Source organism: Pseudomonas sp. HS-18 (genome assembly GCF_020401845.1).
GTDB classification, from domain to species: Bacteria; Pseudomonadota; Gammaproteobacteria; order Pseudomonadales; family Pseudomonadaceae; genus Pseudomonas; species Pseudomonas nitroreducens.
This window is the reverse complement of sequence record NZ_CP084413.1, coordinates 5,086,750-5,100,860: the sequence shown is the minus strand read 5'-3', so window position 1 is coordinate 5,100,860 and position 14,111 is coordinate 5,086,750. Positions and strand designations below refer to the sequence as shown.

General features: G+C 63.7%; 14 protein-coding genes and 1 tRNA gene. 12 read left to right on the top strand and 3 right to left on the bottom strand.

The genetic code is table 11. The annotated features are described in order from the left end of the window. Positions 1-3: 3 nt before the first annotated feature. Complete coding sequence (gene lptF, locus LDJ84_RS23850) at positions 4-1,128, top strand: LPS export ABC transporter permease LptF (protein ID WP_024762888.1); 1,125 nt, start codon at positions 4-6, stop codon at positions 1,126-1,128. Beyond that, positions 1,121-2,188: an LPS export ABC transporter permease LptG gene (gene lptG, locus LDJ84_RS23845; RefSeq protein WP_024762889.1), complete on the top strand. Its 1,068-nt coding sequence runs from the start codon at positions 1,121-1,123 to the stop codon at positions 2,186-2,188. The genes lptF and lptG overlap by 8 nt, the downstream gene beginning before the upstream one ends. Before the next feature lie 51 nt (positions 2,189-2,239). Here the strand turns inward: lptG and LDJ84_RS23840 are convergent, their stop codons facing one another. Beyond that, on the bottom strand, positions 2,240-2,752 hold the full coding sequence (locus tag LDJ84_RS23840; protein WP_024762890.1) for an RDD family protein: 513 nt from the start codon (positions 2,750-2,752) through the stop codon (positions 2,240-2,242). 161 nt (positions 2,753-2,913) lie between these two features. Here LDJ84_RS23840 and LDJ84_RS23835 point away from each other — a divergent pair, with 161 nt between their 5' ends. After that, positions 2,914-4,464 (top strand): cyclic diguanylate phosphodiesterase, encoded by a 1,551-nt coding sequence (locus LDJ84_RS23835; protein ID WP_024762891.1) that lies wholly within the window; start codon positions 2,914-2,916, stop codon positions 4,462-4,464. 44 nt (positions 4,465-4,508) lie between these two features. Here the strand turns inward: LDJ84_RS23835 and LDJ84_RS23830 are convergent. After that, positions 4,509-4,594, bottom strand: a tRNA-Leu gene (locus tag LDJ84_RS23830). A gap of 106 nt (positions 4,595-4,700) precedes the next feature. On the opposite strand from LDJ84_RS23830, the gene queA reads away from it, so the two are divergent. The 6 genes from queA to LDJ84_RS23800 all read left to right on the top strand — a co-directional run bounded on the left by queA (position 4,701) and on the right by LDJ84_RS23800 (position 10,804). Continuing rightward, positions 4,701-5,744: a tRNA preQ1(34) S-adenosylmethionine ribosyltransferase-isomerase QueA gene (queA, locus tag LDJ84_RS23825; RefSeq protein ID WP_024762945.1), complete on the top strand. Its 1,044-nt coding sequence runs from the start codon at positions 4,701-4,703 to the stop codon at positions 5,742-5,744. A gap of 12 nt (positions 5,745-5,756) precedes the next feature. Continuing rightward, on the top strand, positions 5,757-6,875 hold the full coding sequence (tgt, locus tag LDJ84_RS23820; protein WP_089285745.1) for a tRNA guanosine(34) transglycosylase Tgt: 1,119 nt from the start codon (positions 5,757-5,759) through the stop codon (positions 6,873-6,875). 38 nt (positions 6,876-6,913) lie between these two features. Further along, positions 6,914-7,255: a preprotein translocase subunit YajC gene (yajC, locus tag LDJ84_RS23815; RefSeq protein WP_024762947.1), complete on the top strand. Its 342-nt coding sequence runs from the start codon at positions 6,914-6,916 to the stop codon at positions 7,253-7,255. Positions 7,256-7,319: 64 nt separating this feature from the next. After that, positions 7,320-9,182 carry a protein translocase subunit SecD gene (gene secD / locus LDJ84_RS23810; protein ID WP_024762948.1) on the top strand — a complete coding sequence of 621 codons (1,863 nt, stop codon included), beginning with the start codon at positions 7,320-7,322 and terminating at the stop codon, positions 9,180-9,182. Between the two features lie 10 nt (positions 9,183-9,192). Continuing rightward, a complete protein-coding gene (gene secF / locus LDJ84_RS23805; RefSeq protein WP_024762949.1) occupies positions 9,193-10,110 on the top strand; it encodes a protein translocase subunit SecF in 918 nt (305 codons plus the stop codon). 157 nt (positions 10,111-10,267) lie between these two features. After that, the gene (locus tag LDJ84_RS23800; protein WP_037010115.1) at positions 10,268-10,804 is read left to right on the top strand and encodes a glycine zipper 2TM domain-containing protein; all 537 of its coding nucleotides are present in this window, start codon (positions 10,268-10,270) and stop codon (positions 10,802-10,804) included. 131 nt (positions 10,805-10,935) lie between these two features. Here the strand turns inward: LDJ84_RS23800 and suhB are convergent, their stop codons facing one another. Then, positions 10,936-11,751 carry an inositol-phosphate phosphatase gene (suhB, locus tag LDJ84_RS23795; RefSeq protein ID WP_024762950.1) on the bottom strand — a complete coding sequence of 272 codons (816 nt, stop codon included), beginning with the start codon at positions 11,749-11,751 and terminating at the stop codon, positions 10,936-10,938. Positions 11,752-11,898: 147 nt separating this feature from the next. On the opposite strand from suhB, the gene trmJ reads away from it, so the two are divergent. The 3 genes from trmJ (at position 11,899) to iscR (ending at position 14,091) form a co-directional block, all read left to right on the top strand. After that, positions 11,899-12,678: a tRNA (cytosine(32)/uridine(32)-2'-O)-methyltransferase TrmJ gene (gene trmJ, locus LDJ84_RS23790; protein WP_024762951.1), complete on the top strand. Its 780-nt coding sequence runs from the start codon at positions 11,899-11,901 to the stop codon at positions 12,676-12,678. Then, the gene (gene cysE, locus LDJ84_RS23785) at positions 12,671-13,456 is read left to right on the top strand and encodes a serine O-acetyltransferase (protein ID WP_024762952.1); all 786 of its coding nucleotides are present in this window, start codon (positions 12,671-12,673) and stop codon (positions 13,454-13,456) included. The genes trmJ and cysE overlap by 8 nt, the downstream gene beginning before the upstream one ends. A 140-nt stretch (positions 13,457-13,596) precedes the next feature. Next, positions 13,597-14,091: a Fe-S cluster assembly transcriptional regulator IscR gene (gene iscR / locus LDJ84_RS23780; RefSeq protein WP_024762953.1), complete on the top strand. Its 495-nt coding sequence runs from the start codon at positions 13,597-13,599 to the stop codon at positions 14,089-14,091. The last annotated feature ends 20 nt before the right edge of the window (positions 14,092-14,111 follow it).

Here is a 14,111-nt window from a genome sequence, read left to right as displayed (position 1 = left end):
GGTTTGATTGTCTTCCGTTACCTGTCCCGTGAAGTGCTGATCACCATGAGCGCGGTGAGCGCCGTGCTGCTGGTCATCATCATGAGCGGCCGTTTCATCAAGTACCTGGCGCAGGCGGCCCAAGGCCTGCTCGATCCGGGTTCGCTGTTCATGATCATGGGCGTGCGCCTGCCGGGCTTCCTGCAGCTGATCCTGCCGCTGGGCCTGTTCCTCGGCATCCTGCTGGCCTATGGCCGCCTGTACCTGGACAGCGAGATGACCGTGCTCACCGCCACCGGCATGAGCCAGCAGCGCCTGCTCGCCATCACCCTGGCACCGGCACTGTTCATCGCCCTGCTGGTGGCATGGCTGAGCCTGTGGCTGGCGCCGCAGGGCATCACCCAGATGCAGCTGCTGCTGAACAAGCAGGACGCGATGACCGAATTCGACACCCTGGCGCCGGGGCGCTTCCAGTCGATGCGCGACGGCACGCGGGTGACCTATACCGAAACCCTGGCCAACGAACGCACCGAGCTGGGCGGGGTCTTCATCTCGGACAAGAACCGCCCGCGCAACGGCAAGGACGGCGGCACTTCGGTGCTGGTCGGTGCCACTGGCGTGCAGGAAATCCATGCCGACGGCAGCCGCTACCTGATCCTCAAGGACGGCTACCGCTACGACGGCACGCCTGGCCAGGCTGATTACCGCGAGATCAAGTACGACACCTATGCTGCCTTGCTGCCCAAGCCGGAAGTGAGCAGCGAGATCGACGACCGCGACGCCATCCCCACCTCCGACCTGCTGGGCAGCGACGACCCGCGCATGAAGTCCGAGCTGCAGTGGCGCCTGTCCATCCCGCTGCTGGTGTTCGTGGTGACTGTGCTGGCGGTGCCGCTGTCGCGCGTGAACCCGCGCCAGGGGCGCTTCCTCAAGCTGCTGCCGGCGGTGCTGCTGTACATGGCCTACCTGGCGCTGCTGATCGCCGGGCGCGGCATGCTCGACAAGGGCAAGATCCCCATGGCCCTCGGCCTGTGGTGGATCCACGGGATATTCCTGGCCATCGGCCTGCTGTTGTTGTACTGGGAGCCGCTGCGTCTGAAGCTGGCCGCCAAGCGAGCGAAGTCGGGCGGGGAGCTGAAGCATGCGTAAGCTGGATCGTTACATCGGCACGACCGTCTTCGTTTCCATTCTCGCGGTACTCGGGGTGATCCTCGGCCTGGCCGAGCTGTTCGCCTTCGTTGACCAACTGGGGCAGATCGACGAAAGCTACACCCTGACCGAAGCCCTCAAGTTCGTCCTGCTGACCGCGCCGAGCCGTGGCTACGACATGCTGCCCATGGCGGCGCTGATCGGCTGCCTGGTGGGGCTGGGTACCCTGGCCAGCAACAGCGAGCTGACCATCATGCGCGCCGCCGGCGTGTCGCTGCAGCGCATCGTCTGGGCGGTGATGAAGCCGATGCTGGTGCTGATGTTCGCCGGCATCCTGGTCGGCGAGTACGTGATTCCCTATACCGAAACCGCCGCCCAGAGCGGGCGCGCCCTGGCGCAGAGCGGCAACGGCTCGCAGAGCTCCAAGTCTGGCTTGTGGCACCGCCAGGGGCATGAATTCATCCACATCAACGTGGTGCGCCCGGACGGCGTGCTGCTGGGCGTGACGCGTTACGACTTCGACGAGAACCGTCGCCTGCAGACCGCGAGTTTCGCCCGCCAGGCGGTCTTCGAGAACAACCAGTGGCAGTTGCAGGGCGTGACCACCACGGTGCTGCATGCTGCGGAAAAACGTAGTGAGGTCGTGAGCAAGCCCAGCGAGGCCTGGAATATCCAGCTCAGCCCGCAACTGCTCAATACGGTGGTGATGGAGCCCGAAGCGCTGTCGATCACCGGACTGTGGGATTACATCCATTACCTGCAAGAGCAGGGCTTGAACTCCAACCGCTACTGGCTGGCGTTCTGGACCAAGATCCTGCAGCCGCTGGTGACGGCCGCCCTGGTATTGATGGCGATCTCCTTCATCTTCGGTCCGCTGCGTAGCGTGACCCTCGGCCAGCGGGTGTTCACCGGCGTGCTGGTGGGCTTCACCTTCCGTATCGCCCAGGACCTGCTTGGTCCGTCCAGCCAGGTGTTCAACTTCCCGCCGCTGCTGGCGGTGCTGGTGCCGGCGGCCATCTGCGCTTTCCTTGGCACATTGCTGCTGAAAAGGGCGGGTTGATCCATCGCAAATGAAAAAGCCGGCAATCGCCGGCTTTTTTGTCTGCCGGGGTCAGCCCCGGCCTTGCGTTGCCTTGCGCACCGCCTTGGGAATCTGGATCACCACGCTTTCCGAGTAGCGGTCCTGCCAGGTGCGCTTGTCCTTGTCCCAGAGCATCCAGAGGAAGCCCAGACCGACGCAACCCCAGGAAACGATGGCAATGACGAAGCGCAGCAGCGCCTGCATCAGGCTGATGCGCGTCCCGTCCGCGTTCTGCACGCGCACGCCCCAGACCTGCATGCCCAGGGTCTGGCCGCTATGGGTCCAGAATTTCGCGAAGAAGGCGAACACGCTGATGAACAGCAGGCTGGACAGCAGCGGATCGCCGGTCAGCGCGCCCTGGTCGGCCAGCATGCGGAGTTTCTCGCTGCCATAGATCAGGCGCAGGAAGCCTTGCTGGTAGATGAGCGTCACCACCATCAGCAAGGCCACACAGAGCAGGAAGTCGTAGAACATCGCGGCAAAGCGACGGACGAGCGTGGCGGGCGGGAAGTCTCCCGCGGGCTGGAGCTGCTGCTTGGGCATGAGCGTCTTCTATGGAGGCTGGGATCGATGGGGCCGGGATTATACGGATTCCTGCGCACGGCGCCCTGCGGCGGAGGCTGTTCTAAGCTCAAACCACGTCCGCTGCCCACGGGGAGTGGCAATGCGCCGCAGGTCGCGACGCCGTCGAGCAAGGATCAAGGATGCCGCTACGCAGTTATACCCGGCGCAGGCTGCTGCCCCGCCTGGTCTTTTCACTTTCCATGGCACTGCTGCCGCTGCTGCTGGGCAGCGCCATTATCTATTGGCAGGCCTTGCGCAGCCTGACCGTCGAGGCCAGTACCGCTGCGAACGAAGCCGTGCGCCTGTTCGATGTGATGCTCGGCAATGCCACCGGCGCGGCCCGCGTGGCGCTGCTGCACGCCGATGAGTCCTGCGACGAGGCGACCCTGGTGCTCAGGGAGCAGGTCGCCGTAGTGCCGTTCGTCCGCTCGGTCAACCTGGCCCGTGACGACGACATCTACTGTACGTCGCTGTTCGGCGAGTTCGATGAGCTGCTGGACCCTTCTCTCTATGCGCAGGGGCAGTTGCGGATGATGGCCGGGAACCGGGTGACGCCGGACTCTGCCCTGCTGATCCTGCGTCGGCAGCAGGGAATCTACGCGGCGCTTGCCACTGTTGACGGACGCTACCTGAGCAACACCCTGCAATTGGTCGATCAGCGCAGTGACCTGCAGCTGCAGGTCGGACGGCAGTGGATGGACGAGGAGGGCGCGGTGCGCGACGGCGAGCCGTTGCCGTTGCCGCTGGGGCACGTCGAGCGGCGCTCTGAGCTGTTTCCGTACGCGGTGATCGGTGGCTTCCCTGCCGGGGCGCAATGGCGGCACATCCGCGAAGACTCGCTGCCGCTGGTGGCACTGATGCTCATGTTGGGCGGCGTCTCAGGCCTTGCCTGTTTCTGGCTCTGGGGCCGCTCCGCGACCCCGAGTCTGGAGCTGGAGAGAGCCCTGCTGGCGGGGGAGTTCGTCCCTTACCTGCAGCCGCTGGTGGACGCACGGGACGGCCGCTGGATCGGCGCCGAGGTGCTGATGCGCTGGATTCACCCGCGCGAAGGGATGGTCGGGCCGGATCTGTTCATTCCCATGGCCGAACGTTCCGGGCTCATTGTGCCGATGACCCGCGACCTGATGCACCAGGTCGCCGATGGCCTGGCGCCACACGGCGAGTTGCTGGGCGATGGCTTCCACCTGGGCTTCAACATCAGCGCCCGGCACCTCACCGAGCCGGGGCTGTTCGAGGATTGCCAGGAGTTCCAGGCGCGGTTCCTGCCGCATCGTCCCGAGTTGACCCTGGAACTGACCGAGCGTGAGCTGATCGTCTCCAGTGCGGCCATCGACGAGTTGTTCGACAATCTCCATGCCCAGGGCGTCTACCTGGCGATCGACGACTTCGGCACTGGTAACTCCAGCCTGGCGTACCTGCACCGTTTCAAGGTCGACGCGCTGAAGATCGACCGCAGTTTCGTCGCGATGATCGGAGTGGACGCGCTGTCCTCGCACATCCTCGACAGCATCGTCGAACTGTGCGGCAAGCTGAATCTGCGGATCGTTGCCGAAGGCGTGGAGACCGAGGAACAGTGGCGCTACCTGGCGCAATGCGAGGTGGACGTGCTGCAGGGCTATCTGTTCGGCAAGCCGATGGCGCTGGCGGCCTTCATCGAAGCGCTGAAGGCCAGAAACGAAAAAGCCCGCTGAATGAGCGGGCTTTCAAGTGTTCCCTCCACTGAGGAGAGGGAGGATGGTGCCCCGGGAGAGACTCGAACTCTCACTCTGTCGCCAGAAACGGATTTTGAATCCGCCGCGTCTACCATTCCGCCACCGAGGCAATGGGCGCGCAGTATAGGGAGCCGCTCTGCGCCGGTCAATCGGCTCGAATGGTCAGAATTTGGCATTTCCAGTAAGATACGCGCCCCTTCGAGATAGCTCTTCCCATGCGCGTCGCTGACTTTCATTTCGACCTGCCCGAGGCGTTGATCGCCCGCCATCCGCTTCCCGAGCGCCGCTCCAGCCGTCTGCTGGTGCTGGACGGTCCGAGCGGCGAGCTCAGCCATCGGCAATTCGCTGACATTCTCGGCTTCCTCAAGCCGGGTGACCTGATGGTGTTCAACAACACCCGGGTGATTCCTGCCCGCCTGTTCGGCCAGAAAGCTTCCGGCGGCAAGCTGGAGATCCTCGTAGAGCGTGTGCTCGACAGCCACCGTGTGCTGGCCCACGTGCGTTCCAGCAAATCGCCCAAGCCGGGCTCCAAGATCCTTATCGACGGCGGTGGCGAAGCTGAAATGCTGCAGCGCCATGATGCGCTGTTCGAGCTGGGTTTCAGTGAGGACGTGCTGCCGCTGCTGGAGCGCGTCGGTCACATGCCGTTGCCGCCCTATATCGACCGCCCCGACGAGGACGCCGACCGCGAGCGTTACCAGACCGTCTACGCCGAGCGCGCGGGCGCTGTTGCGGCGCCGACTGCCGGCCTGCACTTCGATGAGGCGCTGCTGGAGTCTATCCGCGCCAAAGGTGTGGAAACTGCGTTCGTGACCCTGCACGTCGGCGCCGGTACCTTCCAGCCGGTACGTGTAGAGCGCATCGAAGACCACCACATGCACAACGAATGGCTGGAAGTCAGCCAGGAGGTGGTCGATGCCGTGGCCGCCTGCAAGGCGCGTGGCGGTCGTGTGGTCGCCGTCGGCACCACCAGCGTGCGCTCGCTGGAAAGCGCCGCCCGTGATGGCGTGCTCAAGCCGTTCAGCGGTGACACAGACATCTTCATCTTCCCGGGCCGGCCGTTCCACGTGGTTGACGCCCTGGTGACCAATTTCCACCTGCCCGAATCCACCCTGCTGATGCTGGTCTCCGCTTTCGCCGGCTACCCCGAGACCATGGCTGCCTACGCGGCGGCAGTGGAGCAGGGCTATCGCTTCTTCAGCTACGGCGATGCCATGTTCATTACCCGCAACCTGGCACCGCGCGGCCCCGAGGACTGATCCATGAGCTTCATGAAATTCGAACTGCTGGCCACCGAGGGCAAGGCCCGTCGCGGCCGCCTGACCTTCCCGCGCGGCGTGGTGGAAACCCCGGCCTTCATGCCGGTGGGCACCTACGGCACCGTGAAGGGCATGCTCCCGCACGACATCGAGGGCATCGGCGCGCAGATCATCCTCGGCAATACCTTCCACCTGTGGCTGCGCCCGGGCACCGAGGTGATCCAGAAGCACGGCGACCTGCATGACTTCATGCAGTGGAAGGGGCCGATCCTCACCGACTCGGGCGGTTTCCAGGTGTTCAGCCTGGGCGCGCTGCGCAAGATCAAGGAAGAGGGCGTGTACTTCGCCTCGCCGGTAGATGGCGCCAAGGTCTTCATGGGCCCGGAAGAGTCCATGGCCGTGCAGCGTGCGCTTGGCTCGGACATCGTGATGATCTTCGACGAGTGCACCCCGTACCCGGCCGAGTTCGACGTGGCCAAACGCTCCATGGAGCTGTCGCTGCGCTGGGCCAAGCGTTCTAAAGCTGCTCACGGCGACAGCCCGTCGGCGCTGTTCGGCATCGTCCAGGGCGGCATGCACGAAGAGCTGCGCATGCGCTCGCTCGAGGGCCTGCAGGAAATCGGCTTCGACGGCCTGGCCATCGGCGGCCTGTCGGTGGGCGAGCCCAAGGAAGAGATGATCCGCGTGCTGGACTTCCTGCCCCGGCACATGCCGGCTGACAAACCTCGTTACCTGATGGGTGTGGGCAAACCCGAGGACCTCGTGGAAGGTGTGCGCCGGGGCGTCGACATGTTCGACTGCGTCATGCCCACCCGCAATGCGCGCAATGGCCACCTTTTCGTTGACACCGGGGTGATCAAGATCCGCAACGCGGTGCACAAGCACGACGAATCTCCGCTGGACCCGACCTGCGATTGCTACACCTGCAAGCACTTCTCCCGCGCCTACCTCTACCACCTGGACAAGTGCGGCGAAATGCTCGGCAGCATGCTCAATACCATCCACAACTTGCGGCATTATCAGCGGCTTATGGCTGGTTTGCGCGAGGCAATCCAACAGGGTACATTGGCGAACTTTGTCGACGCCTTCTACGCCAAGCGCGGCCTACCCGTGCCGCCGCTGGCGGACTGACCTTATTCATCGAAAAAGCTTTGAGACAGGAGTTTCCAATGAGTTTTCTGATCCCCGCTGCCTACGCTGACGCCGCAGCCCCGGCCGCTGCTGCTGGCCCGGCCGGTACCGGCTTCGAGTGGATTTTCCTGGTCGGTTTCCTGGTCATCTTCTATCTGATGATCTGGCGTCCCCAGGCCAAGCGCTCCAAGGAGCACAAGAACCTGCTGTCCGGCCTGCAGAAGGGCGATGAAGTCGTCACTTCCGCCGGTATCGCCGGCAAGGTGACCAAGGTGGCCGATGACTTCGTCGTCGTCGAGGTTTCCGACAACGTCGAGCTGAAGTTCCAGAAGGCCGCGATCGCCGCGACCCTGCCGAAAGGCACCCTGAAGGCGATCTGATCCACCTCTTAGAAACCCAACCGACGGGGCGCAAGATGCGCCCCGCGTCATAACGGGCGGTGTCATGCTCAACAAGTATCCCCTGTGGAAGTATCTGCTGATCCTGGCGGTCCTGGCCGTCGGTTTCATCTATTCCGCACCCAACCTCTATCCTGACGATCCGGCCGTCCAGATCAGCGGCGCGAGCACTGCGCTGCAGGTCACCCAGGCCGACGTGGATAAGGCCAGCAAGGCGCTCGCCGACGCCGGTATCGCCGTGAAGGCGGGCTCGCTGGGCAAGAACAGCGGCCTGATCCGCCTGGTCAAGCAGGAAGACCAGTTGCCGGCCAAGGACATCGTCCGCCGTGCGCTGGGTGACGACTACGTAGTCGCCCTGAACCTGGCCCAGACCACGCCGAACTGGCTGCGCAACATCGCCGCCCACCCGATGAAGCTGGGTCTGGACCTGTCCGGTGGTGTGCACTTCCTGCTGGAAGTGGACATGGACAAGGCTGTCGACGCTCGTATGAAGGTCTACGAGAACGAGGTCAAGAGCGCCCTGCGTAAAGAACGCGTGCGCTACCGCAGCCTGCCGGTACAGGACGGCGGCATCCAGCTGGGCTTCACTGAAGAGGCCGACCTGGACAAGGCCAAGTCGATCATCGCCAAGGATTTCCGCGATTTCGAAACCGCCCAGAGCGAGCGCAATGGCATGCAGGTCCTGCGCCTGGCCATGACCGCCACCAAGCTGGCCGAAATCCGCGAATACTCGATCAAGCAGAACCTCACCACCGTCCGCAACCGTGTGAACGAGCTGGGCGTGTCCGAGCCGCTGGTACAGCGCCAGGGCGCCAACCGCATCGTCGTCGAGCTGCCGGGCGTACAGGACACCGCCGAAGCCAAGCGTATCCTCGGCAAGACCGCGAACCTTGAGTTCCGCCTGGCCGCCGAGCCGGATGCGATCAAGTCCTCCACCGAAACCTTCGATTTCCGCGAGCCGCGTCGTCCGCCGGCGACCCTGGAGCGTGGCGTGATCATCACCGGTGACCAGGTCACCGACGCCAGCGCCAGCTTCGACGAGAACGGCCGTCCGCAGGTGAACATCCGTCTGGATGGCCACGGCGGCGAGCTGATGAACCGCGCGACCCGCAACAACGTCGGCCGCAGCATGGCGGTGGTGTTCATCGAGCAGAAGCCGATCACCCGCTATACCAAGCAGGTCGTCGACGGCGTCGAGCAGGAAGTCGCCGTACAGGCGTTCAAGGAAGAGAAACAGATCATCAGCCTGGCGACCATCCAGTCGCCGCTGGGCAACCAGTTCCGCATCACCGGCCTGGACGCTCCGGGCGAGTCCTCGGAACTGGCCCTGCTGCTGCGCGCCGGTGGCCTGGCTGCGCCGATGTACTTCGCTGAAGAGCGCACCATCGGCCCGAGCCTGGGTGCCGACAACATCGCCAAGGGTATCGATGCATCCCTGTGGGGCATGGTCTTCGTTTCCCTGTTCATCATCGTCATCTACCGCTTCTTCGGCGTGATCGCCACCGTCGCCCTGGCCTTCAACATGGTCATGCTGGTGGCGTTGATGTCGATCCTCGGTGCGACCCTGACCCTACCGGGTATCGCGGGTATCGTGCTGACCATGGGTATGGCGGTGGACGCCAACGTGCTGATCTTCTCGCGGATACGCGAGGAGCTGGCGGCGGGCATGTCGACGCAGCGGGCGATTCACGAGGGCTTCAACCGTGCCTTCACCGCGATCATCGACGCCAACCTGACCTCGCTGCTGGTCGGCGGCATCCTCTACGCCATGGGCACCGGCCCGGTGAAGGGCTTCGCCGTGACCATGTCCCTGGGTATTCTCACCTCGATGTTCACTGCCATTCTGGTCACCCGCGCAATGGTGAACCTGATCTACGGCGGCCGCGACGTTAAAAAGCTGTGGATCTAAGGGGCCAGAGATGAATATCAAGATCGGTACTATCAACTTCATGGGCGTGCGCAACATTGCGTTCGCCGCGACCCTGATCCTGACCCTGATCGCCCTCGGCAGCTGGGTCTTCAAAGGCATCAACTTCGGCCTGGACTTCACCGGCGGTACGTCGATCAAGCTGAGCTACGAGCAGCCTGCCGACCTCTCCAAGGTCCGCGAGCAACTGGTCGCCGCCGGTTACAGCGAGGCCGTGGTGCAGAGCTTCGGTGACACCCGCGACGTGCTGGTGCGCATGCCCAGCGAGGACCCGGAGCTGGGCAAGAAGGTCGCCACTGCGCTGCAGAAGGCCGACGCTTCCAATCCGGCCAAGGTCAACGGCGTCGAGTACGTCGGCCCGCAGGTGGGTGAAGAGCTGCGCGACCAGGGCGGCCTCGGCATGCTCCTGGCGCTGGGTGGCATCCTCTTGTACGTGGGCTTCCGCTTCCAGTGGAAGTTCGCCCTGGGGGCGATCCTCTCGCTGATCCACGATGCCATCATCGTGATGGGCGTCCTGTCGTTCTTCCAGATCACCTTCGATCTGACCGTGCTGGCCGCGGTGCTGGCGGTGGTGGGCTACTCGCTGAACGACACCATCGTGATCTTCGACCGGGTGCGCGAGAACTTCCGCGTGCTGCGCAAGGCCAGCCTGATCGAGAACATCAACATCTCGACCAGCCAGACCCTGCTGCGGACCATCGCCACCTCGGTGTCGACCCTGCTGGCCATCGCCGCCCTGCTGTTCTTCGGTGGCGACAACCTGTTCGGCTTCTCCATCGCCCTGTTCGTCGGTGTGATGGCGGGTACCTACTCGTCGATCTACATCGCCAACGTGGTGCTGATCTGGCTGAACCTGTCCAGCGAGGACCTGATTCCTCCGCCGAGCAAGGAAGTCGACGAGCGCCCGTAATAGAGCGCTCCGGGCTTTCGACAAAACTCCCGCTTCGGCGGGAGTTCTTGTTTGTGGGCAGTAGCTCACGGGTTTGTTGGAACTTTCTTACAAATCCTTTGCTCCAAGGCAGGGTAAAGGGCAAGGCCCGAATGAGAAGAAAGACCAGGAGAACCCTATGAACAAGTCGTTGCTAATCGGTACCGTGCTGGGCGCTGTAGGCGTGACTGCCGGTGGCGCCGTGGCTACCTACAGTCTGGTGGACCGTGCGCCGCAATACGCCGAGGTGCTCGCCGTTCAGCCGGTCAAGGAAACCATCAAGAATCCGCGCCAGGTCTGCAAGGACGTGGCAGTGACCCATCAGCGCCCGGTCAAGGACCAGCATCAGATCGCCGGTACCGCCATCGGCGCCATTGCCGGCGGCCTGCTCGGCAACCAGATCGGCGGCGGCAACGGCAAGAAGATCGCCACCGTGGCAGGCGCCATCGGCGGCGGCTACGCGGGTAACAAGGTGCAGGAAGGCATGCAGGAGCGTGATACCTACACCACCACCGAAACCCGCTGCAGCACCGTCAACGATACCAGCGAGAAGGTCGTCGGCTATGACGTGAAGTACCTGCTCGATGGCAAGGCTGGTCAGGTCCGCATGGATCGTGATCCGGGCTCGCAGATTCCGGTCGACAAGAGCGGTCGACTGGTCCTGGGGCAGCAATAAGCCGTCGCCAGGTGTAAGTGGAAAAGGCGCCCAATGGGCGCCTTTTTCTTTTCCAACCTTGTGTAGGAAGTGCGTTCTCGCAGGCACAAAAAAGCCCGGCATCGCCGGGCTTTTTCTGGTGCCGCTCAGGCTTAGCGCTTGAGCGAGGCCGGCAGGTGCGGCTGGATGCTGGTCAGCAGTGCCTTGAAGCACTTGGTGTTGCCGGCGACGATCTGGCCCTTCTCGAGGAACTCATGACCGCCGGTGAAATCGCTCACCAGGCCGCCTGCTTCCTGGATCAGCAGGGCGCCGGCTGCCATGTCCCACTCGGACAGGCCGAATTCCCAGAAGGCGTCGTAGCGGCCGGCGGCGACGTAGGCCAGGTCCAGGCTGGCGGCGCCAGCGCGGCGGATGCCGGCGGTCTGGCCGACCAGGCTGCGGAACATGCCCAGGTAGGCGTCGAGGTTGTCCATCTGGCTGTCGCGGAACGGGAAGCCGGTGCCGAGCAGTGCGCCTTCCAGGCTCTTGCGGTTGCTCACGCGCAGGCGGCGACCGTTCAGTGCGGCGCCGCGGCCACGGCTGGCGGTGAATTCTTCCTGACGGACCGGGTCGAGGACCACGGCGTGCTCGAGGCGGCCGCGGTATTTGCAGGCGATGCTGACGGCGTAGTGCGGAACACCGTGGATGAAGTTGGTGGTGCCGTCCAGCGGGTCGATGATCCACAGGTAGTCGGCGCCTTCGCCGCTGCCTTCGAGCATGCCGCCTTCCTCGCCCATGATCCCGTGGTTCGGGTAGGCCTTGCGCAGGGCGGTGACGATGGAGAGTTCGGCTGCGCGATCGACTTCGGTGACGTAGTCCTTGGCTTCTTTCTCGTTGACCGACAGGGTATCCAGGCGTTCGATGGAGCGGAAGATCAGTTCACCGGCGCTGCGAGCGGCGCGCAGGGCGATATTCAGCATAGGCTGCATGGAGAGGTCACCTGGGTCGTTAAAGAAAGCCGGACATTCTAGCAGAAAGCGCCGGCGTTCATAGAGCGACCTGTCGCCTGCGTGGCGCAAGACCCACCGCTGCGGTAGGATTCCCTCCCTTTTTCGCTTTATGTGTGGAGTCGCGCGTTGCTCGACAAAATTCGCGTGGTGCTGGTCAACACCAGCCATCCCGGCAATATCGGCGGTACGGCCCGTGCGATGAAGAACATGGGCCTTTCGCGCCTCGTGCTGGTCGATCCGATGGATTTCCCCAGCGGTGAAGCGCGCGCGCGTGCTTCCGGTGCCGATGACATTCTCGACGCGGCCGTGGTGGTTCCGACCCTGGAAGATGCCCTGGTGGGCTGCAGCCTGGTACTGGGCACCAGTGCGCGCGATCGCCGTATTCCCTGGCCGCTGCTGGATCCCCGCGAGTGCGCCACCACCAGCCTGGAGCACGTCCAGCAGGGTGGTGAGGTCGCGCTGGTGTTCGGCCGCGAATACGCCGGCCTGACCAACGAGGAGCTGCAGCGATGTCAGTTCCATGTGCACATCCCGGCCAATCCCGACTTCAGCTCGCTGAACCTGGCGACGGCGGTGCAGGTGCTGGTCTACGAGGTGCGCATGGCCTGGCTGGCTGTTCAGGGGCAGCCGACCAAGCAGGAGAAGGTCGAGTCCACCGCGATGCTCAACAGCGTTCCGGTGACATCGGACGAGCTGGAGCGTTTCTACGCGCACCTGGAGTCGACCCTGGTGGATATCCAGTTCCTCGATCCGCAGAAGCCGCGCCACCTGATGTCGCGCCTGCGCCGCCTGTATGGCCGTAGCGGGGTCAGCAAGCTGGAGATGAATATCCTGCGGGGTATTCTCACCGAGACACAGAAGGCTGCCCGCGGGGAGCTTTCCAAGCGGAGTGATGAAGATGTTTGAGCGTGTACGCGAGGATATCCAGAGCGTATTCCATCGTGACCCGGCGGCGCGCAACGCCTTCGAGGTGCTGACCTGCTACCCGGGGCTGCATGCCGTCTGGCTGCATCGCCTGGCCCATGGCTTGTGGACTTCCGGCTGGAAGTGGCTGGCGCGCATGGTGTCGAACTTCGGTCGCTGGATGACCGGCATCGAGATTCATCCGGGGGCGAAGATCGGTCGCCGGTTCTTCATTGACCACGGCCTGGGCATTGTCATCGGCGAAACCGCCGAAATTGGCGATGACGTGACCATTTATCAGGGTGTGACCCTGGGTGGCACCAGCTGGAACAAGGGCAAGCGCCATCCGACCCTGGCCGATGGCGTGGTGGTGGGAGCGGGTGCCAAGGTGCTCGGTCCTTTCACGGTGGGTGCTGGCGCCAAGGTCGGTTCCAATGCTGTGGTGACCAAGGAGGTACCGCCTGGGGCAACCGTCGTGGGTATTCCGGGTCGCATCATCGTCAAGGATGATGCGGATGCGGATCAGGCCGCCAAGCGCCAGGCCATGGCAGAAAAGCTCGGGTTCGATGCCTATGGCGTCAGCCAGGACATGCCCGACCCGGTGGCGCGCGCCATCGGTCAGTTGCTCGATCACCTGCAGGCGGTCGACGGCCGTCTGGAGGGCATGTGCAAGGCCCTGACGGCCCTGGGCAGTGACTACTGCGCGAAGGATCTTCCGGTTCTGCGGGAAGAGGACTTCGCCGGGGTCAAGGACCAGGAGAGCAGCCAGTCGGCGCAGTGATGTGCCGACGCCGCCATTACTGTTAGAATACGGCGCCGTTCGCTGGCTAAATCCGACTAAAGTAATAGGTCTTATAGTTGACTTAAATAGTCGGAAAAGAGCATACTTCCGCCATACCAGCGATTCTTCCGGATTTCCCCATGCGATTGACCACCAAAGGCCGCTATGCCGTTACCGCCATGCTCGACCTGGCGTTGCACGCCCAGCGTGGCCCGGTTTCTCTCGCCGATATCTCCGAACGCCAGGGTATCTCCCTGTCCTACCTGGAACAGCTGTTCGCCAAGTTGCGCCGTGGCAACCTGGTGGTCAGCGTGCGCGGTCCGGGCGGCGGCTACCAGTTGTCCCGTGACATGACCGGTATCCACGTCGCCCAGGTGATCGATGCAGTCAATGAATCGGTCGACGCCACCCGCTGTCAGGGTCAGGGTGACTGCCACTCCGGCGATACCTGCCTGACCCATCACCTGTGGTGCGACCTCAGTCAGCAGATTCACGAGTTTCTCAGCGGCATCAGCCTGGCCGACCTGGTCGAGCGCCGCGAAGTTCAAGAGGTCGCCCAGCGCCAGGACGAGCGTCGCTGCTCCGGCAGCAAGTCGCTGCGCCTCGACAAGATTGAAGCGTCCGCCATCGATTGAGCGAACGCCCGCCTGTAGGA

Bases quoted from the DNA above. Each gene is read 5' to 3' on its own strand.
- lptG (WP_024762889.1), top strand. From the start codon at position 1,121: ATGCGTAAGCTGGATCGTTACATCGGCACGACCGTCTTCGTTTCCATT.
- LDJ84_RS23840 (WP_024762890.1), bottom strand. From the start codon at position 2,752: ATGCCCAAGCAGCAGCTCCAGCCCGCGGGAGACTTCCCGCCCGCCACG.
- LDJ84_RS23835 (WP_024762891.1), top strand. From the start codon at position 2,914: ATGCCGCTACGCAGTTATACCCGGCGCAGGCTGCTGCCCCGCCTGGTC.
- queA (WP_024762945.1), top strand. From the start codon at position 4,701: ATGCGCGTCGCTGACTTTCATTTCGACCTGCCCGAGGCGTTGATCGCC.
- tgt (WP_089285745.1), top strand. From the start codon at position 5,757: ATGAAATTCGAACTGCTGGCCACCGAGGGCAAGGCCCGTCGCGGCCGC.
- yajC (WP_024762947.1), top strand. From the start codon at position 6,914: ATGAGTTTTCTGATCCCCGCTGCCTACGCTGACGCCGCAGCCCCGGCC.
- secD (WP_024762948.1), top strand. From the start codon at position 7,320: ATGCTCAACAAGTATCCCCTGTGGAAGTATCTGCTGATCCTGGCGGTC.
- secF (WP_024762949.1), top strand. From the start codon at position 9,193: ATGAATATCAAGATCGGTACTATCAACTTCATGGGCGTGCGCAACATT.
- LDJ84_RS23800 (WP_037010115.1), top strand. From the start codon at position 10,268: ATGAACAAGTCGTTGCTAATCGGTACCGTGCTGGGCGCTGTAGGCGTG.
- suhB (WP_024762950.1), bottom strand. From the start codon at position 11,751: ATGCAGCCTATGCTGAATATCGCCCTGCGCGCCGCTCGCAGCGCCGGT.
- cysE (WP_024762952.1), top strand. From the start codon at position 12,671: ATGTTTGAGCGTGTACGCGAGGATATCCAGAGCGTATTCCATCGTGAC.
- iscR (WP_024762953.1), top strand. From the start codon at position 13,597: ATGCGATTGACCACCAAAGGCCGCTATGCCGTTACCGCCATGCTCGAC.